The 26600-nt window shown below is 62.0% G+C and carries 16 protein-coding genes and 1 pseudogene; 7 read left to right on the top strand and 10 right to left on the bottom strand.

The genetic code is table 11. From position 1 onward, the window contains the following. Positions 1 to 30 precede the first annotated feature (30 nt). Positions 31 to 2190: a type I secretion system permease/ATPase gene (locus T3A99_RS23910; RefSeq protein ID WP_139050856.1), complete on the bottom strand. Its 2160-nt coding sequence runs from the start codon at positions 2188 to 2190 to the stop codon at positions 31 to 33. Positions 2191 to 2217: 27 nt separating this feature from the next. Continuing rightward, positions 2218 to 3576, bottom strand: a complete 1359-nt coding sequence (locus tag T3A99_RS23915) for a TolC family outer membrane protein (RefSeq protein ID WP_047227895.1) — start codon at positions 3574 to 3576, stop codon at positions 2218 to 2220. Between the two features lie 452 nt (positions 3577 to 4028). Between T3A99_RS23915 and T3A99_RS23920 the strand changes: the two genes are divergently transcribed. Continuing rightward, positions 4029 to 11144 (top strand): retention module-containing protein, encoded by a 7116-nt coding sequence (locus T3A99_RS23920; protein WP_322834865.1) that lies wholly within the window; start codon positions 4029 to 4031, stop codon positions 11142 to 11144. 127 nt (positions 11145 to 11271) lie between these two features. Here T3A99_RS23920 and T3A99_RS23925 read toward each other — a convergent pair whose 3' ends face one another. Next, positions 11272 to 11667 carry a YbaN family protein gene (locus tag T3A99_RS23925; protein ID WP_047226199.1) on the bottom strand — a complete coding sequence of 132 codons (396 nt, stop codon included), beginning with the start codon at positions 11665 to 11667 and terminating at the stop codon, positions 11272 to 11274. Positions 11668 to 11675: 8 nt separating this feature from the next. Beyond that, a complete protein-coding gene (locus T3A99_RS23930; protein ID WP_047226200.1) occupies positions 11676 to 12263 on the bottom strand; it encodes a YecA family protein in 588 nt (195 codons plus the stop codon). A 420-nt stretch (positions 12264 to 12683) separates the two neighbouring features. On the opposite strand from T3A99_RS23930, the gene recQ reads away from it, so the two are divergent. The 3 genes from recQ (at position 12684) to T3A99_RS23945 (ending at position 17382) form a co-directional block, all read left to right on the top strand. Continuing rightward, positions 12684 to 14810 carry a DNA helicase RecQ gene (gene recQ / locus T3A99_RS23935; protein WP_107322112.1) on the top strand — a complete coding sequence of 709 codons (2127 nt, stop codon included), beginning with the start codon at positions 12684 to 12686 and terminating at the stop codon, positions 14808 to 14810. 118 nt (positions 14811 to 14928) lie between these two features. Beyond that, complete coding sequence (locus tag T3A99_RS23940; RefSeq protein WP_047226202.1) at positions 14929 to 15363, top strand: MarR family transcriptional regulator; 435 nt, start codon at positions 14929 to 14931, stop codon at positions 15361 to 15363. 93 nt (positions 15364 to 15456) lie between these two features. Beyond that, the gene (locus tag T3A99_RS23945) at positions 15457 to 17382 is read left to right on the top strand and encodes a FimV/HubP family polar landmark protein (protein WP_322834866.1); all 1926 of its coding nucleotides are present in this window, start codon (positions 15457 to 15459) and stop codon (positions 17380 to 17382) included. 126 nt (positions 17383 to 17508) lie between these two features. On the opposite strand, the gene T3A99_RS23950 is transcribed toward T3A99_RS23945, so the two are convergent. Continuing rightward, positions 17509 to 19710: a patatin-like phospholipase family protein gene (locus tag T3A99_RS23950; RefSeq protein ID WP_322834867.1), complete on the bottom strand. Its 2202-nt coding sequence runs from the start codon at positions 19708 to 19710 to the stop codon at positions 17509 to 17511. A 71-nt stretch (positions 19711 to 19781) separates the two neighbouring features. Between T3A99_RS23950 and T3A99_RS23955 the strand changes: the two genes are divergently transcribed. Beyond that, on the top strand, positions 19782 to 20069 hold the full coding sequence (locus T3A99_RS23955; RefSeq protein WP_047226205.1) for a SelT/SelW/SelH family protein: 288 nt from the start codon (positions 19782 to 19784) through the stop codon (positions 20067 to 20069). On the opposite strand, the gene T3A99_RS23960 is transcribed toward T3A99_RS23955, so the two are convergent. Both T3A99_RS23960 and T3A99_RS23965 read right to left on the bottom strand, forming a co-directional pair. Then, positions 20063 to 20956: a DMT family transporter gene (locus T3A99_RS23960; protein ID WP_076385870.1), complete on the bottom strand. Its 894-nt coding sequence runs from the start codon at positions 20954 to 20956 to the stop codon at positions 20063 to 20065. The two genes, T3A99_RS23955 and T3A99_RS23960, sit on opposite strands and share 7 nt — an antisense overlap. A 92-nt stretch (positions 20957 to 21048) precedes the next feature. Next, complete coding sequence (locus tag T3A99_RS23965; RefSeq protein ID WP_076385868.1) at positions 21049 to 21798, bottom strand: helix-turn-helix transcriptional regulator; 750 nt, start codon at positions 21796 to 21798, stop codon at positions 21049 to 21051. A 134-nt stretch (positions 21799 to 21932) separates the two neighbouring features. Between T3A99_RS23965 and T3A99_RS23970 the strand changes: the two genes are divergently transcribed. Further along, complete coding sequence (locus tag T3A99_RS23970; RefSeq protein ID WP_047226208.1) at positions 21933 to 22751, top strand: UDP-2,3-diacylglucosamine diphosphatase; 819 nt, start codon at positions 21933 to 21935, stop codon at positions 22749 to 22751. Positions 22752 to 22874: 123 nt separating this feature from the next. Here T3A99_RS23970 and T3A99_RS23975 read toward each other — a convergent pair whose 3' ends face one another. Together T3A99_RS23975 and T3A99_RS23980 are read right to left on the bottom strand one after the other, a co-directional pair. Next, positions 22875 to 23465, bottom strand: coding sequence for an HD domain-containing protein (locus tag T3A99_RS23975; RefSeq protein WP_322834868.1), 591 nt, complete (start codon positions 23463 to 23465; stop codon positions 22875 to 22877). A gap of 20 nt (positions 23466 to 23485) precedes the next feature. Further along, positions 23486 to 23797: a DUF962 domain-containing protein gene (locus T3A99_RS23980; protein ID WP_047226210.1), complete on the bottom strand. Its 312-nt coding sequence runs from the start codon at positions 23795 to 23797 to the stop codon at positions 23486 to 23488. A gap of 161 nt (positions 23798 to 23958) precedes the next feature. Here T3A99_RS23980 and T3A99_RS23985 point away from each other — a divergent pair. Beyond that, positions 23959 to 25015 (top strand): annotated as a pseudogene (locus T3A99_RS23985) (AraC family transcriptional regulator). Here T3A99_RS23985 and T3A99_RS23990 read toward each other — a convergent pair. Continuing rightward, positions 24972 to 26426 carry a TrkH family potassium uptake protein gene (locus T3A99_RS23990; RefSeq protein WP_076385864.1) on the bottom strand — a complete coding sequence of 485 codons (1455 nt, stop codon included), beginning with the start codon at positions 26424 to 26426 and terminating at the stop codon, positions 24972 to 24974. The pseudogene T3A99_RS23985 and the gene T3A99_RS23990 sit on opposite strands and share 44 nt — an antisense overlap. Positions 26427 to 26600: the final 174 nt, after the last annotated feature.

Here is a 26600-nt window from a genome sequence, read left to right on the forward strand (position 1 = left end):
ATCCCCTCACCACAGGGACTGTGTGGGCTGTTACACCGCCGCAGACCCCACCCGTCCTTTACGCAGTGCATCGATCACCGCTTCCTTCGGCCCATCGGCCACAATCCGGCCGTTGTCCAGCACCACCAGCCGATCCACCAGGCTGAGCATCGACGTGCGGTGGGTCACCAGCAGCACCGTCTTGCCCTGCACATGGGTATGGAGCTTTTGCCGCAACACGTCTTCGCTGCTGTTGTCCATGGCGCTGGTGGGTTCGTCCAGCAGCAGGATCGGCGGGTCGAGCAACAGGGCTCGGGCCAGTAGCACGGCCTGGCGTTGCCCACCGGAGAGCAACTGCCCGCGCTCGCCCACCGGGCGGTCGAAGCCCTGGGGGTGCTGGCGGGCCAGTTCGGTAACGCCGGTCAGTTCCGCCACTTCCAGCATGCGTGCATCGCTGATGTAGCGGGCGCCGAGGGTGAGGTTGTCCCGCAGGCTGCCGGCCAGCAGCGGCAGGTCATGGGCGACATAGCCGATCTGCTGGCGCAGGTCCGCCACGTCCAGTTGCCGAAGGTCGAGCCCATCAAGCAGCAACTGGCCTTCCTGGGGCTCATAAAATCCCATCACCAGGCGCGCCAGGGTGCTCTTGCCCGAGCCACTGCGACCGATGATCCCGACCCGTTCGCCGGGCTTGAGGCTGAAACTCACATTCGCCAGCGCCGGGGCGTTCTGGCCGTTGTAATGGAAGGTCACGCCGCTGACGTCCAGCGCGCCCTGCAATTGGGTGCGATCCAGCGGCCGTTGTTTGGCATCGCGCTCCTGGGGCAGCGCCATCAGCGCATCGGTGCTGCGCATGGTCAGTTGTGCCTGCTGGTAGCGGGTGATCAGCCCGGCGATCTGCCCCAGCGGCGCCAGCACCCGGCTGCCGAGCATGTAGGTCGCCACCAGCGCGCCGACGCTGAGGTTACCGGCGATGATGCTGTAGACCCCGGCGACGATGGTCGCCATGCCGGCCAGTTGTTGCAAAAACAGCGTGCCGTTGGTGGCCAGCGCCGAGAGGCTGCGGGCGTGGCTGTCCAGGCGGGTGAGGGCGCCGTGGGTGCTTTCCCATTGATGCTGGCGCTCGCTTTCGGCGCTGCAAGCCTTGAGGGTTTCCAGGCCGCCGAGGGTTTCAATCAGCAATGCCTGGCGCTGGGCGCCCAGGGCCAGGCTTTTTTGCACGGTGTCACGCAGGCGTGCCTGGATGATCATGGCGAAAATAATGGTGAGCGGAAAAGCCACCACCGGAATCACCACCAGCCAGCCACCCAGCAACCCGATCACCACCAGCATCAGCACGGCGAAGGGCAGGTCGATCAGGCTGGTGAGGGTGACAGCGGTCAGGAATTCGCGCAGACCCTGGAAGTCATGGATGCTTTGGGCGAACCCGCCGATGGTCACCGGTTTGGCCTTCATCGCCATGCCGGTGATGCGTTCGAACAGGGTCGCGGAGAGGATCACGTCGGTTTTCTTGCCGGCGGTGTCCAGCAGATGGGCGCGCACCACGCGCAAAACCAGTTCGAATCCCGTGCCGATCAACAGCCCCACGGCCAGCACCCACAACGTCGACGTGGCCTGGTTCGGCACCACGCGGTCATAGGTCTGCATGACGAACAGCGGCACCATCAGCCCCAGCAGGTTGATCAGCAAACTTGCCAGGATCGCGTCGCTGTACAGCCAGCGCGACAGTTTCAAGGTGTCACGAAACCAGGCCTCGACCCGTGGAACCAAGGGCGCGCGCAGGTCTTCGAGTTCATGGCGCGGCCGGGCGAACAAAGCCTGGCCGCTGTAGACGGCGCTCAGTTCGTCGCGGCTGACCCACTGCTCGCCGCCATCGGCTTCGCTGGGCAGGATCAGCGCCTGGCCGTCCTCACTCCAGCGCCGCAACACGGCGCAACGACCACCGGCCAGAATCAGCATCACCGGCAGGTTGAGTGGCGAAATATCGGCCAGCTCTCGGCGCAGCAAGCGCGCCTGCAGATTGGCCCGGGCCGCTGCGCGCGGCAGCAGGTCCAGGCTCAGACGTTGGTGCGCCATTGGAAGCCCGGCGCCAAGGCTGGCGCGGCTGACTGTCGCGCCATGGAGTTTGCAGAGGATCAACAGACCGTCAAGCAAGGGATCATCGACATTCAGCCGCGGATCGGTGCTGAGGGTTGCGGGTTCCATGCTGGTCACATTGATCGCTCCCATTTTTTTGGGGGGCTACTTCAGTTCTGGCAGCCGCGCTTCGTTTTTGACTTCTGTTTGAGCGACCGCGTCGGCCGGCAGCACCACGCGCTGTTTGCTCAACAGCTGGCCCATGTTCGCCAATACCCGATACATCGAGTATTCCTCGGTGTAGCGCACTTCGGTGTAGCGACGGTTGGCGTTGTACAGCTCGTTTTCGCTGTCGAGCACATCAAGCAGGGTCCGCTGGCCGAGACCGAACTGATCCTGATAGGCGGCGCGTACACGGGAAGTGGTTTCGGCATATTCCCGGGCGGTGGGGGTCTGCTTGCGGGCGTTGAGCATCGCGTTCCAGGCCAGGCGGGTGTCTTCGTTGAGCTGGCGCAGGGCGTTGTTGCGGATGTCCATGGCCTGGTTGATCTGGTGGGCATTGGACGCCAACCGCGCCTTGTCGCTGCCGCCGCGGAACAGGTTGTAGTTCATCACCACGCCGACCCGCCAGTTGTTGTCGTGGCCTTCTTCGCCGCCGAGGTTGTTATTGGCGCCCACCGCCGCCTCGGCGTCGAACCGCGGATAGAACGGCGACTTGGCCACTTCATACTGGCTTTCGGCGGACTGTACGTCGGCCTGGGCCGATTTCAGGTACGGGTTGTTGTCCACCATGCTTTGCTGGGCTTCGCGCAGGTCAGCGGGCATCTCGCCTTTGGTCGAGGGCGGTGTTTCCAGCTCATCGGGCATGCGTCCGACCACGCTGTAGAAGTTAGCCTCGGCGTCGGCCAGGTCGACCTGGGCGGTGTCGTAGTTGTTTTCCGCCAGGGCCCGGCGAGCATTGGACTGATCGGAGTCGGCCGTACTGCCCACGCCACGCTCGGTGCGCAGGCCGATCTGGTCGTTGACGCGCAGGTGAGCTTGCAGGTTGTTCTTGGCCAGGGTCACCAGCTCGCGACGCTTGAGCACTTCCAGGTAAACCTCGATGGTGCGCAGCGCCAGGTCCTGGGCGGTGCCTTGGGCGTAGTAGGCCCGGGAATTGACCACGCCTTTGGTGCGTTCCACTTCATTGGCAGTGTTGAACCCGTCAAACAGCATCTGCCGCAGGCGCAGCTCCGACTGGGTGTAAGTCAGGATATTGGTGTGGTGATTGCCCAGCGCCCGGGTGTTGGTGTTGTCGCTGTAGCCGCGCCCGTAGCCGGCATTCAAGTCCACCGACGGGAAGAACCCCCCTCTGGCGACCTTGACGTCTTCATTGGCCGACAGACGGCTATCGACCCGTTGCGCCAGTTCCGGGTGAGTAGCAATGGTGCTCTGGATCGCTTCGGTCAACGACATGGCCTGCGCTGAAGAAGAGCAGGCCATGGCCAGCAAAACCGCGCTGCAGAGGGGGGAAAGAACGCGCATGGGGTGCATCTCCTAAGGTCTGTTGTGCTTCGCTGTCGCCAAAATATTGACGTATTTAAGATCAAAACCGTTTCAAGCTTGTAACAACACAGCTAAGAACATCCTGCGCAAAACCTAAGAAGAATTTCTCATAAGACTTATGCCAAAAAAAACTTATGTGCTTGGAAAAAAGCGGCACATTGTTCAAAGCGAAAGCCTTTGAATCTGCGGGTCCTGACGGATTTTGGGCGTCAATAAAGTTCCATAATCATTTTGAAGCGATGTGAAGAGGTGCCGAAAAGGACGACCTGAAAGGCGATTTTAAGTGACGGTTTTTTGTCATTGTGGCGAATAGCTAGCGCCTTTTACGTCCCCGAAAGCTGGCAGATTTTCCAGATTCCCTGGCTGCCAATCCGAGCACCAATTCTTCACCCAGACAGGTGCCGACTGCGGTTGGCAACGGAGGAATGCACATGGCAGCGCTCATCGGTACCGTCAGCAAGGTGGTAGGACAGGTTTTCGCAGAAGCCGTCGGCGGTCTGCGGCGACCTCTGGTTGAGGGTGATCGGCTCTATGCCGGCGAGCACCTGATCACCGGGGCCGAAGGGGCGGTGGCTGTGCAGTTGCAAAACGGCAAGGAGTTGACCCTGGGCCGCGGAAGTGACCTGACGCTCAGCCCGCAATTGCTCGCCAACCAGGCCTCTGCTAGCGATACGCCTGAGGCCACCACCCCCAGTGATGCGCAACTGACCGATGTGCAAAAACTGCAACAAGCCATCGCCGCCGGCGCTGACCCGACCCAGACCGGCGAGGCGACGGCTGCAGGCGCCGAGGGCGGTAATCCGGGGGGCGTGGGTGGCGGCCACAGTTTTGTGTTGCTGGAAGAGGTCGGCGGGGAGGTCGATCCGCAGATCGGTTTTCCCACCGCCGGGTTCAACGGGATACCCGAGTTTCCAGACCTGCGTCTGGCCGGTGATCCGGATGACGGCGGCGACGATGCAATCGTGCCACCGGTAGACCCTGAAACCCCGGACAACCCCGTTACCCTTGATGGCTTGACCGTGGATGGCGGTGAATTGACCGCCAATGAGGCGAACCTGTCTGACGGTTCCGCCAGCAATCCTGGCGCGCTGGTGCAAAGCGGCAGTTTCACCATTTCCGCGCCCGATGGGCTGAGCAGCCTGAGTATCGGTGGAATCGCCGTGATCACCGGTGGCGTGCCCGCAGGTTTTCCCCAATCCATCACCTCGGCGCTGGGCAACACGTTGACCATCACCGGTTACAACCCCGCGACCGGTGTGGTCAGCTACAGCTATACCCTGACGGACAATGAAAGCCATCCCGCCGGGGGCGGGGCCAACAGCATCAGCGAGCAGTTCCCCGTCGTGGCCGTCGACAGCGATGGCGATACAGCTACGGGGACCCTGGACGTCAACATCACCGACGACGTACCCCAGGCGATTGACGACAGCCACGCCAGCACCGCATCGGAAAGTCTTGTCACGCTCACCGGCAACGTCTTGCCCAACGATCATCAAGGCGCCGACCGCATCCCCACCGGTCCTGACAGCGGGCCGATCATTGGCGGCACGTTCACCGGCACCTACGGCACCCTGGTGCTGAAGCCCAACGGCACGTACACCTACACCCTCAACACCAGCGACCCGCAATTCGTGGCGTTGCACGGCGGCGGAAGTGGCACTGAAACCTTCACCTACACCCTGACCGACGCCGATGGCGACACCAGCACCGCCAACCTGGTGCTACAGGTACACAACAACGACGACCCAGTGATCATCGAAGGTTTGGACACCGAAGGCGGTGAGCTGAACCTTCAGGAGAAAAACCTCAGCGACGGCACCAGCCCGGACGCTCCAGCGCTGACCCAAAGCGGCACCTTCACCATCACCGCGCTGGACGGTGTGCAGACCCTGAGCGTGGGCGGCATCAATGTCGTCACGGGCGGTGTTGCGGCCGGTTTCCCACAATCCATCACCACGGCCCTGGGCAACACACTGACCATCACCGGCTTCAACGCCGCCACGGGCGTGGTGAGTTACAGCTACACCTTGCTGGACAACGAAGCCCACGCAAACGCCAATGGCGCCAACAGCCTCAGCGAGCAATTTGCCGTCGTGGTCACCGACGACAACGGCACCACGGCCACCGGCAATCTGGACGTGAATATCGTTGATGATGTGCCTCAAGCCGTGGACGACAGCAACGCCGGCACCGCCTCGGAAACCAACCTGACCCTGACGGGCAGCGTGCTGACCAATGACACCGAAGGCGCGGATCGTGTGGCGTCCGGCCCGGTCACGCCCGGTACTTTCACTGGCACTTACGGCACGCTGGTCCTCAATGCTGACGGTTCCTACACCTACACGCTCAACACCGCCGACGCCGACTTCAAAGGCCTGCACGGCGGCGGCAGCGGTAGCGAAACCTTCACCTACACCCTGACCGACGCCGACGGCGACACCAGCACCGCCAATCTGGTGTTGCAGGTGCACAACAACGACGACCCGGTGATCATCGAAGGCCTGGACACCGAAGGCGGTGAGCTGAACCTTCAGGAAAAAAACCTCAGCGACGGCACCAGCCCGGACGCTCCAGCGCTGACCCAAAGCGGCACCTTCACCATCACCGCGCTGGACGGTGTGCAGACCCTGAGCGTGGGCGGCATCAATGTCGTCACGGGCGGTGTTGCGGCCGGTTTTCCCCAATCCATCACCACGGCATTGGGCAACACGCTGACCATCACCGGCTTCAACGCCGCCACGGGCGTGGTGAGTTACAGCTACACCTTGCTGGACAACGAAGCCCACGCAAACGCCAACGGCGCCAACAGCCTCAGCGAGCAATTTGCCGTCGTGGTGACCGACGACAACGGCACCACGGCCACCGGCAATCTGGACGTGAATATCGTTGATGATGTGCCTCAAGCCGTAGACGACAGCAACGCTGGCACCGCCTCGGAAACCAACTTGACCCTGACGGGCAGCGTGCTGACCAATGACACCGAAGGTGCGGATCGCGTGGCGTCCGGCCCGGTCACGCCCGGCACTTTTATCGGGACATACGGCACGCTGGTCCTCAACGCCGACGGTTCCTACACCTACACGCTCAACACCGCCGACGCCGACTTCAAAGGCCTGCACGGCGGCGGCAGCGGTAGCGAAACCTTCACCTACACCCTGACCGACGCCGACGGCGACACCAGCACCGCCAACCTGGTGTTGCAGGTACACAACAACGACGACCCGGTAATCATCGAAGGCCTGGACACCGAAGGCGGTGAGCTGAACCTTCATGAAAAAAACCTCAGCGACGGCACCAGCCCGGATGCTCTCGCGCTGACCCAAAGCGGCACCTTCACCATCACCGCGCTGGACGGTGTACAGACCCTGAGCGTGGGCGGCATCAATGTCGTCACGGGCGGTGTTGCGGCCGGTTTTCCCCAATCCATCACCACGGCATTGGGCAACACGCTGACCATCACCGGCTTCAACGCCGCCACGGGCGTGGTGAGTTACAGCTACACCTTGCTGGACAACGAAGCCCACGCAAACGCCAACGGCGCCAACAGCCTCAGCGAGCAATTTGCCGTCGTGGTGACCGACGACAACGGCACCACAGCCACCGGCAACCTGGACGTGAATATCGTTGATGATGTGCCCACCGCTCATGCTGACTCTGCCTCGGTGGACGAAGGCGGGACGGTCAGCGGCAACGTTCTGAACAACGATGTGGGCGGTGCCGACGGACCCGCCACAGGGGGCGCGGTGATCGGTGTGCGTGCCGGCAGCGACACATCGACCTCGGCGGTGGGCGGCCTCAACACCCAAATCAACGGCACCTACGGCTATCTCACGCTGGACGCCAATGGCAACGCGGTTTACCACAGCAACCCGAACACCGTCAGTGCACCCGGTGCCACTGACGTATTCACCTACACCGTGCGCGATGCCGACGGCGATGAAAGCACCACCACCATCACCATCGATGTCTACAACAGTTGCCTCGTCGCTGAAACCGATCAGGACATTACCGTCTACGAAAAAGCCCTGGACCTGAATCAGGACGGCCAGGACCTGGCCCCCGGTACCGTCACCGGCAGCGAGCCGAACGCTACCAGCGAAACCGCCAGCGGTAGTCTTGTCGGCTCGGTCACAGGTGCAATCGGCGCCGTCACCTTCGCCCTGGTAGGCAACGCCACCGGTGCCTATGGGCAACTGCTGCTCAACCCCGACGGTTCGTACACCTACACCCTGACCTCGCCAGCCACCACCGCACCTTCGGCCAACGATGGTCCGAATGTCCTGAGCGAAAGCTTTACCTATCAAGCCACCGATTCGCTGGGCAATACCGTCACCAGCACCATCGTTATCAACATCGTTGACGACGTACCCAACGCCCATGCCGATTTGGCTTCGGTAGTGGAGGGCGGCACGGTCAGCGGCAATGTGCTGGACAACGACGTACTCGGCGCCGACGGGGGTGCAGTGATTGGCGTACGTGCCGGCAACGACACCTCAAACCCTGCAATAGGCGGCCTCAATACCCAGATCAACGGCACCTACGGCTATCTCACGCTCGACGCCAATGGCAACGCGGTCTACCACAGCAACCCGGACGCCGTCGGCGCGCCGGGGGCCACCGACGTATTCACTTACACCGTGCGCGATGCCGACGGCGATGAAAGCACCACCACCATCACCATTGATGTCTACAACAGCTGCCTAGTCGCTGAAACCGATCAGGACATCACCGTCTACGAAAAAGCCCTGGACCTGAATCAGGACGGCCAGGACCTGGCCCCCGGTACCGTCACCGGCAGCGAGCCGAGCGCCACCAGCGAAACCGCCAGCGGTAGCCTGGTCGGTTCGGTGACTGGTGCCAGTGGTGCGCTGACGTTCAGTCTGGTGGGCAACGCCACCGGCGCCTACGGCCAGTTGTTGCTCAACCCCGATGGCTCGTACACCTACACGCTGACTTCGCCCGCCACGACGGCGCCCAACGCCAACGACGGCCCGAATGTATTGAGCGAAAGCTTCACCTACCAGGCCACGGACGCCTTGGGCAACAGTGTCACCGGCAACCTGGTGGTGAGCATCGTCGACGACGTGCCCACGGCCGTCGCGTCCGAGCGTTCGGTGACGGCGGTGGAGATCGACTCGAACCTGTTGATCGTGCTCGATGTGTCCGGGAGCATGGCCGACCCCTCGGGTGTACCGGGGCTCTCGCGGCTGGACCTGGCGAAACAGGCCATCAGTGCCTTGCTCGATAAATACGACGATCTGGGGGATGTGAAAGTCCAGCTCGTGACCTTCAGCAGCAGCGCCACCGACCAGACTTCCGTGTGGGTGGACGTGGCGACCGCCAAGTCGCTCCTCTCCGGCCTGTCAGCGGGCGGTGGGACCAACTACGATGCGGCGGTAGCGACGGCCAAGACCGCGTTTGTCACCTCGGGGCAACTGACCGGAGCACAGAACATTGGCTACTTCTTCTCCGACGGCAAGCCCACGACGGGCCAGGGGATTGATGCGGCGGACGAAGCGGCGTGGAAAGCATTCCTCGACGCCAACGGCATCAAGAACTACGCCATCGGCCTGGGCGGCGGGGTCAGTGACACTCACCTCGACCCGCTGGCCTACGACGGCAGCACCCACACCGACACCGACGCGGTGCTGGTCACCGACCTGAACCAGCTCAACTCGGTGCTCTCCGGCACCGTGCAGGGTGTGCCCGTCACTGGCAGCCTGCTGGGCGAGGGTGGCTCGTTCGGCGCTGACGGCGGGTTTGTCAAAAGCCTGGTGGTCGATGGCACCACCTACAGCTACGATCCGGCCGCCAACGCCGGACAGGGTGCGCTGACCGCCAGCGGCGGGGCCAACCATGGCACCTTCAACACCGCCAACAACACGCTGAGTATCGCCACCGACCACGACGGCACGCTGGTGGTGAATCTCGACACCGGCGAGTACAGCTACACCTCCCAGACCGCCACCAACACATTGATCACCGAGGCCATCGGCTACACCATCAGCGACAACGACGGCGACCTAGCCAGTTCCAGCCTGGTGGTCAAGGTTCTCCCCAACAGCCCGCCCGTGGCAGTCGACGACAACATCATCACCAACGTCCTGTCGGGCAACATCGTGATCCCGGGAGAAATGCTGCTGGGCAACGACAGCGACGCCAACGGCGACCCGCTCACGGCGTCGCCCACCGGCTTCAACACCGGCTGGGTTGCCAGGGGCGCAGACTTCACCGGCAGTACCGGCACGGTCAGCTTCACCGGTAACAACGTGCAGTCGATCAACCTCAACCGCGGCGCTTTTGTCGCCAATGCCGCGACCATGACCGCGGTGCTGGTGGTCAGCGGTGCGCTGGGGATGGTGTCCAACAACAATGCCAATGACGAAGACCGGCTTAATATCAGCCTCAAACAGGGGGAAACCCTCACCCTGGACCACAATCTGGCGGCCGGACGCATCGCCCTGGAGTACTCCCTCAACGGCGGGCCTTTCATCACGATCACCGACGGTGCCTCGTTCACCGCGGCGGCCGATGGCAACTACCAGATCCACGTCACCAACATCGCCAATGGCAGTGGTGGCAACCCCAACGGCGCGGAAAACTACCAACTGACCTTGACCGTCAACTACGCCGGCGCCCAGGACAGTACGCCGGATTACCACGGCAGCTACACCGCCAGCGACAATCACGGTGGCAGCGACAGCGCAGCGGTCGGCATCAGCTATCAGGCAGGCCACACCCTGACGGGCACGACCGGAGACGACGTGCTGATCGCCGGCGAGGGGGACAACATCCTCAACGCGGGTGACGGCAACGACATACTCAGCGCCGGTTCGGGCAACAACGTCTTGCATGGCGAGGCGGGCAACGACTTGCTCTACAGCGGCGCCGGCAACGACCTGCTCGACGGTGGCACCGGCAACGACACCGCCAGCTACGCCCACGCCAGTGCCGGGGTTACGGTGAACCTGGGTCTGTTAGCCGCGCAAAACACCGTGGGCGCCGGTATCGACACCCTGGCGGGCATCGAAAACCTGGTCGGCTCGAACTTCAACGACACCCTCACCGGCGATAGTGCCAGCAACCGCATCAACGGCGGCCTGGGCGACGACGTGCTCAATGGCGGTGGTGGCGATGACGTGTTGATCGGCGGCCTGGGCAACAACACCCTGACCGGAGGCAGCGGCGCTGATACCTTCCAATGGCAGGTGGGCAACAGCGGCCATGACCTGGTCACGGACTTCACCCCAGGCCTCGACAAACTCGACCTGTCGCAACTGTTGCTGGGGGAAAACGGCAGCAGCGCGTCCCTGGACGATTACCTGCACTTCAGCGTCACCGGCAGTGGTGCGTCGGTCATGACCAGCATCGACGTCAGCTCCACGGCCGGCGCCGCGCCGAACCAGACCATCGACCTGGCCGGCGTCAACCTCGCCAGCTACTACGGCGTCACACCGGGCGTGGACGGCATGATCGCCGGCGCGGATACGGCGACCATCATCAATGGAATGTTGAATGATCACTCGTTGAAGGTGGACACCGTGTGAGGTGAACTGAAACAACAAAACCCGTCATGTTCAAATAGGACATGGCGGGTTTGTGTTTTTGAGGGGATGCACGCTTTTCGGGTGAAGGACATCCATACTCCTGTGGCGAGGGAGCTTCGCGCCGACTTCAGGGCTTATGCAGGGTTTTTTGCTTGAGGATATAAACCGTCACCAGTACCGCACTGGTCAGCATGAATGCGCGCGCCCACGGCAGGGGCACCAGGTAGCAGGACAGGAGGATGCTCACCCACATCAGGCCGATGGCGTAGACCTTGCCCTTGAGCGGGATGCCGTTGCCGCTGAGGTAGTCAGCGATCCAGGGCCCGAGCCGCGGATGGCCCACCAGCCAGCGATAGAAGCGTGGCGAGCTGCGGGCGAAGCAGGCCGCGGCCAGTAGCAGGAAAGGGGTAGTGGGCAATACGGGAATGAAGATCCCGATGACCCCCAGCACCACGCTCAACCAGCCAATGGCCAGCAGAACGTAGCGCAGGATCAGCGAGCGGTTACCGATGGGCGCGGGCACCCGGTGGCTCAGTGGTGGCGCGGCTTGAGGATCGCCGGTTTCTCGTCCGGGGCGTTGCACAGCAGGTACAGGGCGGTGAGGGCTTCAGGGATCTGCACGATCATGTCGTCCATCAGGTTCGCGTCGGCGGCGATGTCGGAAAACTCCGGTTGCTCGTCGAACAGACCGGAACCGACCATGATCGGCAGCAGCATTTCGCTGACTTCTTCCTCGGCGGTTTCGAACCAGGCGGCTTCGCGCAGGAACACCCCTTCCATGAAACCGATGCACCAGCCACGCAGTTCCGAATCGTCCGGGTCATCGCCCAGGTCCAGCTCGCATGGCAGTTCGAATTCTTCGTCGGAAGCCAACTGACGGGCGATGTGGGCCTTGAGCAACACCAGCGTGGTTTCGATGACCTCACGCTCGGCATCGTCGGCGTAATGCGGCTCTTCGGCGAACAGCGCGTCGATCCACTCACGCTCCGGCACCTGTTCGGAACAGATGGACAGGGCGGTCAGGTAGCCGTGAGCGGCCACGTAATCCAGCGCCTCTTCGTGCAGCTCATCGGCGTCGAGGAAGACTTGCAGGCGGGTCAGTTGCTCAGCGAAGGACATTACAGGCTACCTTGGGGAATAAACAATGCGGGAATTCTAGGCCTTCTTGAGCGCCCAGGCCAGCCGCGTGGTGTATTTGCCTCTCCAATGCCCGGGGTGGACACAAATTTGCGCTCGCCCACAGATCAAATGTGGGAGCGAGCCTGCTCGCGATAGCGGTGGAGCAGCTTGCATTGATGTTGAATGGGCCGATGTCATCGCGAGCAGGCTCGCTCCCACAGGGACTGATGGCAACCGGAAGACCCCCGACACCTCTTGTCAGCATCACCCTTTACAACGAAACCCTCGGGTATACTGCCGCGTTTTGTGATGCCCTGCGGCGTCCCGGCGTTTCGAAACGCGCACTTACGATTTGCCGGTGCAGCGTTTTTGATTCTGAACCAGCCTTGCAGGGATGTTTCGGTGATTTTTGGAGTTTTTATGCTCGAACAGGCTCAACGCGTCCTCAAGGACATCTTCGGCTACGACAGTTTTCGTGGCCGCCAGGGTGCCATTATTGAGCGCGTGGCCAGCGGTGGCGATGCCCTGGTGCTGATGCCCACCGGCGGCGGCAAATCGTTGTGCTTCCAGGTGCCGGCGCTGTTGCGCAACGGCCTGGCGGTAGTGGTCTCGCCGCTGATTGCGTTGATGGACGACCAGGTCGCGACCCTTGAAGAGCTGGGGGTTGCAGCCGCTTCGCTGAACTCGACCCTCAGCGCCGAGCAGCAACGGGACCTGGCGGCGCGAATCAAGCGCGGTGAAATAAAAATGCTCTACCTGGCCCCGGAACGCCTGGTGCAGCCGCGCATGCTGGCCTTCCTGCAGAGCCTGGAAATCGCTCTGTTTGCCATCGACGAAGCCCACTGTGTGTCCCAATGGGGCCACGACTTCCGCCGTGAATACCTGCAACTGGGGCAACTGGCCGAACTGTTTCCCGACGTGCCACGCATCGCCCTGACCGCCACCGCCGACAAACGCACCCGCGAAGAAATCGTCGAACGCCTGCATTTGCAGAACGCCGAGCGCTTCCTTTCGAGCTTCGACCGACCCAACATTTTCTACCGCATCGTGCCCAAGGAGCAGCCGCGCAAGCAGTTGCTGGCGTTTATTGCCGAGCGGCGCAGCGATGCCGGCATCGTTTATTGCCTGTCGCGCAAAAAGGTCGATGAAGTGGCGGCGTTTCTCTGCGAGCAAGGCTTTCCGGCATTGCCGTATCACGCCGGCCTGCCCAATGACCTGCGGGCCTATCATCAGAAGCGCTTCCTCAATGAGGAAGGCCTGATCATGGTGGCCACCGTGGCGTTTGGCATGGGCATCGACAAGCCCAACGTGCGTTTCGTCGCGCACCTGGACCTGCCCAAATCCCTCGAGGCGTATTACCAGGAAACCGGGCGCGCCGGCCGTGATGGTTTGCCGGCGGACGCGTGGATGGCCTACGGCCTGCAAGACGTGGTGATGCTCAAGCAGATGCTGCAGAACTCCGAGGGCGACGAGCGCCACAAGCGTCTTGAGCAGCATAAGCTCGACGCCATGCTTTCGCTGTGCGAAGAGACCCGCTGCCGGCGCCAGACCTTGCTGGCTTATTTCGATGAAGACATGCCCCAGCCTTGCGGACATTGCGATAACTGCGTCGACGGCGTGGAAACCTGGGACGCCACCGAGCCGGCCCGCCAGGCGTTGTCGGCGATTTATCGCACCGGCCAGCGCTATGGCGTGGGGCATCTGGTGGACGTGCTGCTGGGCAAGGACAACGAAAAGGTGCGCAGCTTTGGCCACCAGCATCTTTCGGTGTTCGGTGTGGGCAAGGCACGCACGGAAAGTGAGTGGCGTTCATTGTTCCGCCAGCTCGTGGCCCGCGGGCTGGCCGATATCGACCTGGAAGGCTACGGCGGCCTGCGCCTGAGTGCGAGTTGCCGGCCGTTGCTCAAAGGCGAGGTCTCCCTTGAACTGCGCCGTGATCTCAAGCCGGCAACGGCGATCAAGAACAGCAAGAGCCAGGCCAGCCAACTGGTGCGCGGCGAAGAGCGCGACCAGTGGGAAGCCTTGCGCGCCTTGCGTCGCAAGCTGGCCGAAGAGCATGGCGTGCCGCCGTATGTGATCTTCCCCGACTCGACGCTGCTGGAAATGCTCCGCAGCCAACCCACCTCCCTGGCGGAAATGGCCCGGGTCAGTGGCGTGGGCGCGCGCAAGCTGGAGCGTTACGGCGAAGCCTTCCTCCAAGTGCTGGGCGGCGAGGTCGAGGCGCCGAAAGCGGTGGCCGATGTTCGTCACGAATTGATCACCCTGGCCCGCGCCGGCATGACCCCGTTGCAGATTGCCGGACAACTGCAATGCTCGGAAAAGAACGTTTATACGATGCTGGCCGAGGCCATCGGCAAGCAGCAGTTGTCTTTGGAGCAGGCGTTGGATTTACCCGAGGAGTTGATGGGCGAGGTGCAGGATGCGTTTCTGGACGGCGAAGGCGAGTTGCCAGCGGTGTCGGAAGTTGCAGCACTGTTTGTCGGTCGGGTTCCGGAAGGAGTCCTGTATTGTGTCAGGGCTGCGTTGCAGTCGGAATTTGAAGTCTGATCAGTGAGTTACCTTCCTTTAACGATTCACTACAGGGTAAACCTTGCCTGAATCCGAAGCTCATGCTTAGCTGACTAATAATTAGTTTTTCTCTATTTCAGATCTGATGAGTTTTTTTATGCCGTTAACCGATCAACACCGTTTTGGCATGCAGTTGGCGCAGATGTCTCGAGGCTGGCGCGCCGAGCTGGATCGTCGCCTGGCCGGGTTGGGTCTGTCTCAGGCCCGCTGGCTGGTGCTGTTGCACCTGGCCCGTTTCGAACAGGCGCCGACCCAGCGCGAACTGGCCCAGAGTGTCGCTGTCGAAGGCCCGACCCTGGCCCGGTTGCTCGACAGCCTGGAAGCTCAGGGCCTGGTGCAGCGTCAGGCCGTGGCCGAGGATCGTCGCGCCAAGAAAATCGTGCTTTGTGCACCGGCGCTGCCGCTGATCGAACAGATCGAAACCATTGCCACGCAACTGCGCCGCGAGTTGTTCGAGGGGGTCGATGAAGCCGACATGCGCGTGTGCATGCGGGTCCATGGCACGATTCTGGCCAATCTGGAAAAATCCTGAGGCATATCCCAGGCATCAGACTTTTGAGATTCGGCGGTTCGCGAACTATAACCAGTACTTAGGCGCTCAGTCTGGTAATCAAAAGGGATGCCCATGCTTGTAAGTTTGCAGTGCACGTTGCGCAGTTGGCTCAACGTGTTGGTAGTCGTGGCAGCCATGGGGTATTCGGCGTTGGCATCGGCGCTGGGGCTTGGGGAGATCACCCTCCATTCCGCCCTGAATCAGCCGTTGCGTGCCGATATCGCCCTGGTCGATGTGACCGGGGTAAGTGAAAGCGATTTGTCGGCCAGCCTGGCGAGCGCGGACGATTTCAGCCGTGCCGGCGTGGAGCGGGTGTTCTATCTCAATAGCTTGCGCTTCACGCCAGTGCTGCGCGGCGAGCGCGGCTACATTCGGGTGACCTCCAGCAAACCGGTGGAGGAACCCTTCCTCAATTTCCTGGTGCAGCTCAATCAACCCAACGGGCGTCTGCTGCGCGAATACACCGTGCTGATCGACCCACCGGGCACGCCGGGTATCGTACCGGCGCGGGACGAGCCAGCCGCCGCGGCCCAGGCAACGCCTGCGATCAAGCCGCCTGCGGCTACTCAAGGCAAGCGCTATACCGTCGTGCAGGGAGACAACCCCTGGTCCATCGCCAAACGCCTGCATGACGCCGGCAGCAATGCTTCGGTCAATGAGCTGATGCAGGGCATCCAGGCCCTGAACCCCGGCAGTGACCGGCTTTCCGTGGGCCAGCGTTTATTGCTGCCCGATTCTGCGGTGCTGCCATCAGCGACAGAAACGGCTGCCGCCCCGGCCTCCGCCGTGTCCGACGAGCAACTGGCCGCCAGCGTGCTGCAAAACGAGCAGCAACAAAAAACCATCGAGCAACTGCAGGCGCTGCTCCAATCCCAGGACGAAGAAATCGCGAGTCAGCGCAAGCAGATCAGCGAGTTGCAGACACAACTGGCCGAGCTCACGCCAGCCCCTGCTGAATCTGCGCAGCCGGAGTCTGTGCCTGCCGCAACCCCCGCGCCGCCAGATCAAGCACCACCCGTCACAGAACCGGTCCCGGAACCAGAGGAGGGCATTAACTGGCTGTGGATAACAGCGCTGGTGGGGCTGTTGGGGTTGCTCGGGTTATTGCTGTTCCTTCGTCGGCGGCAGCAAGAACAGGCGGAAATGGAGCCCCTGCCCGAGCGTCCTGAACCGATGCTGGAAGACGACACCCAAACCTACGCTTCGACCGCCGACACGGAACAGCCTGAGGCCGCCACGTCGTTCAGCAACGGTGATGCACCTTTGGGGGACGTGCTGGAAGGGGTCGGGATTTACCTGACCTACGGTCGTTTCACCGAAGCGGCGGGATTACTGCGCGCCGCGCTGCTGACAGAGCCCGCGCGCACCGACCTGGGCCTCAAGTTGCTGGAAGTGCTGGGCAAGCAGGGCGATACCATCGGTTTCCAGGCCCAGGAGCATCATTTGTTGGCGCAGGGCATTGACGTCAGCACACTCGAAGAAATCCGCGGGCGTTATCCGAAGGTCGCCGCGGTGGCCGCGCCCATGGTTACAGAACCTCAGCCGCCGCTGACTGACGTCGCTCCTGCGTCCAGTGACGAGTTCGAACTCGATCTGGATGCGCTGTCCATGGAAACCAGTTGGGACCTTGCCGAGCCGCAGCACAGCACCACTGAAAAAACACCTGTTGCGCCCGAAGGCTTTGGGGACTTGTCGCTTTCGAGTTTCGACGCGCCGGACCTGCAGTGGAGCGCACCTTCGGAAACCGAATCGCTGGACGATGCATTTCTCGACGGGTTTGCCGATGAAGAGCAGTCGCTGGAACTGGAGCCGATGGTCCTCGAGCCTGTCCACCAAGAGCCTCAGGTACCGGAACACTCCGACAAGCTGGAGCAGGCGCAGAACTGCATTGACGATGGCGATCTGAAAACCGCCGTCGCACTGCTGGAAGAGTTGCTCGAAGAGGGCAACGAACCTCTCAGGCAAACCGCGCGCGTGCTCCTGGCGGGGATTCGCTGAAGTCCTTTATTAGTGAGCCTGCCGGCCCCTTCGCGAGCAGGCTCGCTCCCACAGGGGATTTGCGGTGAACGCCAAGCCCGCGAACGACACGAAACCAATGTGGGGGCTGCTGCGGATACAGGGCCATCAAAACGTCTGCCCCAGATTCAGATACACCGCCCGCTCATCATCATCGTTAAACCCATAGCTGAAATTCAGTGGCCCCAACGGCGTATCAAACCCCAGGAAAATACTGGCGGCATTGATGTAGCCGCTGTCGAACTCATTGTCGTTGTTCCACGCCCGGCCGCGTTCCAGGGAGCCGCCGATGTACAGCGGGAAATCCAGCGGCAGGTAGGCTCGCGGTGTGAGCCTTCGGTAATACACAGCGCGCATCAGGCTTATGTTCTGCCCGGAGATGCCGTCTTGGCGAAAGCCCGACAGTTGCCGCGCACCACCGAGTACAAAGCTTGAAGTCACCACTTCAGCGGTGTCCAGGGTACGCCCGTAACGCCCACCGAGGATGAAGGTGTCCGGGCCGTGGCTCAGCGCCTTGTCCAGATTGAGTTCCCATTGGCGGTAACGCTGGTCGGAACCCAATCCCGGCTCATACTGGCGCCAGGTCAGGCCGATGTCTTCGCCTTCATGGGGGAAGTACACATTGTCGAAGGAGTCGAATGAATACTTCAGGTCGTAGAAGCCTTCATTGAAACTTTCGCTGGGCTGGTCGTGATCGCCAATGCGTACATCTGCCTCGCCCCAGGCTTGGCCGACACCGAAACGGATTTCGCCGCTGTTGCCAATCTGCCGGCCCAGGTTCAGGCCAAAGCCATAACGTTCGACGCGGTACTGGGCCACCGGGTCGTTGTCCAGGATGGACTCGACGTTGCGGGATTCGAATTGCCCGTAGGGTGCGATGAAGTAGCGCGAGCCGACATCCAGCGGCTGGTAGAACTCGCTGTACAGCTCCTGCTTGTCGCCAATCTGTGCCCGGGTCAGCCACTCGGCGCCGAGGCGATTGATGCCATTGACCCGATAGCTGGCGCCGAGGTTGAAAGCGCTGTCGCCGCGCATGTCGTCCGACAGGCTCAACCCCAGCCGCAGGTAATCGGTGCCGGTGCGTTTGCCCCGGGCACTGATGACCAGCGTATGGTCCGGGGCCTTGTGCACTACGCGGTATTGCACCTGCTCGAAGTAATCCAGCCCGTACAACGTGCCCATGTCGGTCTGCAAACGACCCAGGTCCAGCGGCTCGCCGACTTGCTGGCGAACGTAATAGCGAATCACGTCGTCACCGACTTTGGAGTCGTTCTCCACGCGAATGGCGGTGATGATCGGCGTGCGCTCGCTTGGGGTACGCGCCGCCATGAGCTCGGGGTCGGCCGGCTCCGTGGGGCGCAGGTGCGCCAGGCGGGCCTCGAGTATTTGGGTGGCACGGTAACCGGCGTCGATCATTTCCTGGGCGCGGCCGAAGTCTGTGGCGCCGAAGCTCGCCAGCGCCGGCTGGATCAGCACATCGTCTTCTCTGAGCGTTGCCAATTGTTCTTCTGAGTTGCGCCGGGTCATCAGGGTGGTCGACTGGTTCAGGACGTCGATCACGGTGACCAATTGCTTGCGGGTGCTCAGCGGGGTGCCGATGTCCACCACGATGGCCCTGTCCACGCCCATTTCCCGGGCCACATCCAGCGGGATGTTGTCGGTCATGCCGCCATCCACCAGCAACCGGCCGTCCAGTTCCACCGGCGCGAATACCGCCGGGATCGACATGCTGGCGCGGATGACCTTGGGCAGGTGGCCCTTGCGAAACACCACCTTCTCGCCACTGGCGATGTCGGTCGCCACGGCGCGGAAAGGGATGGGCAGTTTGTCGAAGTCCCGGGTGTCGCTGGCGTGGGCCAGCAGGCTTTCAAGCAGCAGGGCCAGGTTCTGCCCCTGGATAACGCCCAAGGGCAGGCCGAGGCTGCCGTCATCACGAAAGCTCAGTTTCTGTTTCACCAGAAAGTCCCGATCGTCCTGCTTGCGCCGGAACGGTACGTCCTTGCGCGGCGGAGCGTCGGACAGGGCCTGTTGCCAGTCGATGCCCAGGGCGAGTTTTTCCAACTCGTCGATTTTGTAACCTGAGGCATACAGTCCACCGATCACTGCGCCCATGCTGGTGCCCGCGATGGCGTCGATCTGGATGCCTTGCTCCTCCAGGGCCTTGAGCACCCCGATGTGGGCCAGGCCCCGGGCGGCGCCGCCGGACAGTACCAGGCCGATTTTCGGACGCGGCGCCTCGACGGCGGGCTCGTTGGCATGGCCGAGCAGGGGCAGCAGTAGCAGAAGCAGGCAAGGCAGCAGGCGGCGCATCGTCAATCTCGGGGCGGGCAATCAAAGGCAGGTATTATAGCGATGCCTTTGCCCCCAGGAGTTCACCCGCAATGACCGAGCACAAGCCGGAAGTCGTCATCACCTATTGCACCCAATGTCAGTGGCTGCTGCGCGCCGCCTGGCTGGCTCAGGAACTGCTCAGCACGTTTAGCGACGACTTGGGCAAGGTGTCGTTGGTGCCGGGCACCGGTGGGGTGTTTCATATCAGTTGCGACGGCACGCAGATCTGGGAACGCAAGGCCGATGGTGGTTTTCCCGAGGCCAAGGTTCTCAAGCAGCGGGTCCGCGACCGGATCGACCCGGAACGGGACCTGGGCCACAACGACCGGGTTCAGTGAGACGCGGCTTGGGCGCTTACACCCGGTTTCTTTGTGCCGCCACTGAGTTGGCTCGACATCACGATCGCGACGATGATCAGCGCGCCACCCAGCAGCATGCGCAACGTCGGGTTTTCATCGAATAGCAACCAGGCGATGGTGATGCCGTAGACCGGTTCCATGGCAAACACCACCGCCGCCGTGCGGGCCTTGATCACCGCCAGGCTGGCGACAAACAGGCTATGGGCCAGGCCGGTGCAGAACACCCCCAGCAGGGCGATCCACAGCCAGTCGACAGGGCGCACGTCAATCAGTTGCGGCGCTGCCATTGGCAACAGGCAAAAGCCGACCACCAGGTTTTGGCACAAAGCGGCCTGTACCGGCGGCACCCGTGTGGAACCGGCGCGGTTGACCAGCGAAAGCAGCGAGAACAGCAAACCCGAAAGCACGGCCCACAGCAGGCCGGTGGTGGCGCCGCTGGCCAGGTCGAAGTGCGGTGTGACCAGCACTAGGCCGATGCTTACCATTGCCACCAACAGGATTTCATTGGCACGGATCCGCTCGCGGAAAATCAACCCTTCGAGCAACACCGTGAAGGCCGGGAAGCTGGTAAAGCCCAACGTGGCGATTGCCACACCGGCGACTTTGACCGATATGAAGAAGCTCACCCAGTGTCCGGCGAGCAATAGGCCGCCCAGCAGCAGGCGTCGAAGGTCCTGTGCGTGGAGCTTGTGCCAGCGGGCGCTGCTGGCGAAACGGGCAAAAAACGCCAGGGCCAGCACGGCGAATACGGCGCGGCCGAACACAATGACCGCTGGCGAGGCGGCGGCGAGCTTGCCGAATACACCGGTCAGGCCAAACATGAGTGCGCCAATGTGCAGGGCGCCGAGGGCGGTACGGGGAGTCATTGCGATCCTTGTCCAACGGTTGAGCGTCTGGGTATTGAACCCGCTACCGGCCGTTCATGTCTGTCGCGATCCTCGCGTTTTTTAGCGCGAAGCTAGCGCTGGCGCCGCAGCTTGCCCGGTGAGGCGCCGAATTCGCGCAGCACTGCGGCGGCAAAGGCGCTTTGCGAGCTATAACCGACCCGGTGGGCGATTTCACCGATGGGCAGTTGCGAATCACGCAGCAGGTCCACCGCCTTGTGTAAACGGCGACTGCGGATGTAGTCCATCGGGGTTTGCCCGCATTCAGCGACGAACCGTGCATGCAAGCGGGCACTGGAGAGCCCGGCGACCTGGGCCAGGTCCGCCACTTGCAGCGGATAGGCGGCGTACTGGTCAATGTGGGCGTTGAGCGCCGCATAGGGCAGGCGCCGGCCGCCGACGATGTCCTGGCCAGTGCCATTGAGGCTGGCCAGGAGCAGCACGGCCCCTTGTTGGGCGATCACCGGGTCGTCCACCGGGCTGCCCGCCAGCCAACTGACCAACTGGCTTTGCCCCGCATCCAGGGGCCTGCGCGCGGCATTGTCGAGCAATCGGCGGCTGGCGTCGGCGTGATCACCCAAGGCTTGCCCGATCCAGTCATCGCTCGGCACATCCAGCACCAGGCAACGGCTGCCACGGGGGCTGCCGCAGGCGTGATGGGCACCGGCGGGTATCACCACGAAACTCTGCTGCACGACCTGACTGCCACAACCTTCGACCTCGAAATCCAACAGCCCGGACAACCCGAACACCAGTTGGGCGTGGTCGTGGCTGTGGACAATCAGGTCGTGGCTGTAATGGCGTAGCGTCAGGGTCGGTCTCATCGCGGTCTCCCGGGGCAGGCCGTCAGCATACACCGAGGCCACGCTGCTTCGCGCTGTCATGTAACGGACTTGTATTTGTCATGGGGTATTAACCGCAGGGAGGCACAGTGGCTAAAACGATCAGAGGGTTGCCCATGACCAGCGCCGAGCTCGCCAGACCCAGCCGCAAACAGCGTGTTCGCACCTTATGGATTTCCGATGTGCACCTGGGCACCCGGGACTGCCAGGCCGAGCATTTGTCGCAGTTTCTCAAGGGCTACCATACCGACAAGATCTACCTGGTGGGTGACATCATCGACGGTTGGAAGCTGCGCGGCGGCATGTACTGGCCACAGGCTCACACCAACGTCATTCGCCGCTTGCTGACCATGAGCAAGCGCGGCACCGAGGTGATCTACGTCACCGGTAACCATGACGAATTTCTGCGGCGATATTCGAAGCTGATCCTGGGCAATATCCAATTGGTGGACGAAGCGGTGCACGTCACCGCGGACGGCCGGCATTTGCTGGTGATCCATGGCGATCAGTTCGATGTCATCACCCGGTACCACCGTTGGCTGGCGTTCCTTGGCGATTCGGCCTACGAGTTCACCCTGACCCTGAACCGCTGGCTCAACCATTGGCGGGCCCGTTATGGCTACGGTTACTGGTCGTTGTCGGCGTACCTCAAGCACAAGGTCAAGACGGCGGTCAGCTTCATCAGCGACTTCGAAGAAGCCATCGCCCATGAATGTGTGAAGCGTGAACTGCACGGTGTGGTGTGCGGACACATCCACCATGCCGAGATGCGCAGGGTGGGCGAGGTGGAGTATCTCAATTGTGGCGATTGGGTCGAGTCGTGCACGGCGCTGATCGAGCATTGGGACGGGTCGATCGAGTTGTATCGGTTGGCCGATGCCCAGGCGCGGGAGGCGTTGATCCGGGCTGAGTTGAAAGTCACCGAACCGGCGTGAGCCGATCTGACGCCATCGCGGGCAAGCCTTGCTCCCACAGGTATTCACAGCCTGCGAGAGCAAGCACCAGCTGTGGGAGCAAGGCTTGCCCGCGATGGACCGCATAGCGATCCCAGCAATCAGTCAGGCTTGAGCCTGTTCAGCCATCGCCGCCTTGTAGATCGACTGCTTCGGTGCGGCAAACAGCCTTTCCAGCATCGGCTCGAAGAAACTCAACGGCAGGGTGTCGTACTCGGCATCGAACGCCGCGGCGTCGTATCGGGCGCAGAAATCAATGGTCGCCTGGTATTGGGGATGCGCTTTGAATTGCTCGCGCAGGTGCCGGTCCATGCCCAGGTGATGGAAGAAGTAATAGCCCTGGAATATCCCGTGTTTCTCCACCATCCACAGGTTTTCGGCGCTGACGAACGGCTTGAGGATGGCGGCGGCAATGTCCGGGTGGTTGTAGCTGCCCAAGGTGTCGCCGATGTCGTGAAGCAAGGCGCAGATCACATATTCCTCGTCCCGTCCGTCACGATAGGCGCGGGTGGCGGTTTGCAGGGAATGGGTCAGGCGATCCACCGGAAAACCGCCGAAGTCGCCGTCCAGCAACTTCAAATGGGTCAGGATTCGACCCGGTAATTGCCGGGCATAGGCGCTGAAGTCGGCAGCGATGATTGCCCAGTCTTCCTCAGTACCGTCCTTCATGTGGGTAAAGCGCGCTTGGGAGTTCATGGGCAGTCCTTTGAGAGTGACTAGAACGCAACCTTGCCCCGCAGCATGTCGCGATACATGACGAAATCGCCGAGCAGGCTGTAGAACGGGTGCTGGAACGTGGCGGGACGGTTCTTTTCAAAGAAGAAATGCCCGACCCAGGCAAAGCCGTAGCCGGCAATGGGCAAGACGATCAGCCACCAGCCGTTGCCGACGATCAGAGCCAGGGCAACAATCAGGATGACCAGAGAGGTGCCGATAAAGTGCAAGCGCCGGCAGGTGCTGTTGCTGTGTTCGCTGAGGTAATAGGGATAGAACTCAGCGAACGTATTGAAGCGTCTGGTGTTTTCCACGACTGCGGGCTCTGTGGTTATTGTTCTGTTGGTTCTGGGCGACCAACGGTTTGATTGAAGTCTAGAGCGATCACTTGCAACGACCAGTGACAATGGGCGCCACTTTAGTATCCTTCGCAAATCCAGCCGTACCCTGCGGCTCGTCATGCAAGTAAAACGTCATGAGCGAACGAACGACTTCTTCAAGCTGGGCGATGGGGATTGTCAAGGCACTGGAAATGGACGGCCTGGATTGTCGGATGCTGTTCAAACAGCTGGGGCTGGACTATGACGCGCTGGAAGATCCAGATGCACGTTTCCCCCAGGATTCGATGACCCGACTCTGGCAACGCGCCGTGGAGTTGTCGGGCAACCCGGCCATCGCCTTGAACATGGGTAAAGTGGTGCGCCCGGCGTCGTTTCACGTGGTCGGGTATGCCTTGATGTCCAGCCGCACGCTGGTCGAGGGTTTCCAGCGGCTCGTGCGTTATCAGCGGATCATCGCTGAAAGCGCCGACCTGAGCTTTCGTCAGATGGAGGGGGGCTACGGGTTGGTTCTGACAGTGCATGGCGACCATCTCCCGCCCACCCGCCAGAGTGCCGAGGCTTCCCTGGCCTGTGCGCTGGCCATGTGCAACTGGTTGACCGGACGCACCCTGCACCCGATGAAGGTGCTGTTCCAGGGCGCCGAACCGGTTGATCTGGCGCCTTATCAACAGGCGTTTCCCGCGCCACTGATGTTCGGCGCACCTTACGACGCGTTGATCTTCGAACGTAGTGACATGGAAGCACCGTTACCCACCGCCAACGAGGCCATGGCGCAGCTCCACGACCGGTTTGCCGGTGAATACCTGGCGCGTTTTTCCGAAAGCCGCGTGACCCACCAGACCCGGCAAGTGTTGTGCCGGCTGCTGCCACGGGGCGAGCCTAAGCGTGACGTGGTGGCGCAGACGCTGCACCTGTCCCAGCGCACCTTGCAGCGACGCTTGCAGGAAGAGGGCACCACTTTCCAGAGCCTGCTCGATGACACCCGCCGCGAACTGGCCGAACAGTATCTGGCGCAGCCGGCCCTGACCCTGCTGGAAATCGCCTATCTGCTGGGCTTCGCCGACCCGAGCAATTTTTTCCGGGCCTTTCGACGCTGGTTCGACACGACGCCCGGCGAATACCGGGCGCGGTCAAACGGCCAGGCCGGTCAGTGACGCCAGAACGCCGGGATACACAGCACGAACACGGTGATGATCTCCAGTCGGCCCAGCAGCATGCCAGCCGACAGAATCCACTTGGCCGCATCCGGCAGCGGCGCAAAGTTGCCGGCCGGGCCGATGGTCTCTCCCAGTCCCGGGCCGACGCCGGACACGGTGCTGGCCGCGCCGGTCAGGGCGGTCATCCATTCCACGCCCAATAGCGAGAGCAGCAGGGCGATCACGCAGATGGTGATGGCGAAGAAGAACGAGAAGGTGAGAATCGAGCGTACGATTTCTTCGTCGAGGCGGTGGCCGTTGTATTTCTGCTTGATCACCGCGCGCGGGTGGATCAGTTGCTTGAGGTTGGCCCTGAGCAGGATGTAGGCAACCTGGAAGCGGAAGATCTTGATCCCGCCGGCCGTCGAACCGGAACAGCCGCCGACGAAACCCAGGTAGAAGAACAACATCAGCGAGAAATTGCCCCACAGGCTGTAGTCTCCCAGCGCGAAGCCTGTGGTGGTGACGATCGACGTCACGTTCAACGCCACGTGCCGCAGGGCCTCCAGCCAGTGCAGGTCGGTTGTCGCCCAATACCAGGTGCCCAGTACCACCCAGGTCACCAGCAGCACCGCCAGCAGGCCTTGGACCTGTTGGTCCTTGATCAGCGCCCGGCGATTGCCCCGCAGTGTCGAGACGTATAAGGCAAACGGCAGGCTGCCGAGAATCATGATGACGATAGTGACCCAATGCACCGCCGGTTCGGTCCATTTGGCCAGGGATTTGTCCGACGTCGAGAACCCGCCGGTGGAGATCGCCGACATCGCATGGTTGATGGCATCGAACAGGTTCATCCCCGCCCACCACAGTGCGAGGGTGCCGAGAATGGTGATGCCTACATAGGACGCCACGATCAGCCGCGCCACCATGTGGGAGCGGGGCATGACTTTCTCCGAGCGGTCGGAGGATTCGGTCTGGAACAGACGCATGCCACCGATGCGCAACAGCGGCAGGATCGCCACCGCCATCGCAATGAAGCCGATCCCGCCGAGCCAGTGCAACAACGACCGCCACATCAGGATGCCGGGGGACATGTTATCCAGGCCGCTCAGGACCGTGGCGCCGGTGGCGGTGATCCCGGACATGCTTTCGAAGAACGAGTCGGTGTAGCTGATGTGCTGGGTCAGCAGGAAGGGCAACGCGGCAAAGATACACACCACCAGCCAACTGCTGACGGTCAGCAGGTACATGTCCCTGGGCCGCAGATGCACGTGTTCCGGGCGTCCGGGAAGGATCAGGGCCAGGCCGGCGACAAAGGTGATCATGCTCGACCAGAGGAACGATGGCAGGTCGTTGGTGCGCTCGAAGATCAGCAAGGTGGCCATGGGCACGACCATGAAGATCGCCAGGGTGATCAGGAAGATGCCGATGATGAAACCAATGATCCGTAGGGTCGGCAACGCCATGAAGTCCGCTCGGGCTGAAAGGGAAGGGCGTCATTCTACCCGCGACAAGCGGCATGTAAACCGGCACCCGGTGGCGCGTGAGGCCAGTGGCCTGCGCAATGGACTTCTGGTTGCGGAATTTGAGCTAACGAACTCGCCGTACAAGCCACTAGAATAGCTGGACATTTTTTCAGG

The organism is Pseudomonas sp. N-137, assembly GCF_034555295.1.
In the GTDB taxonomy this organism is placed as follows: Bacteria; Pseudomonadota; Gammaproteobacteria; order Pseudomonadales; family Pseudomonadaceae; genus Aquipseudomonas; species Aquipseudomonas rhizophila.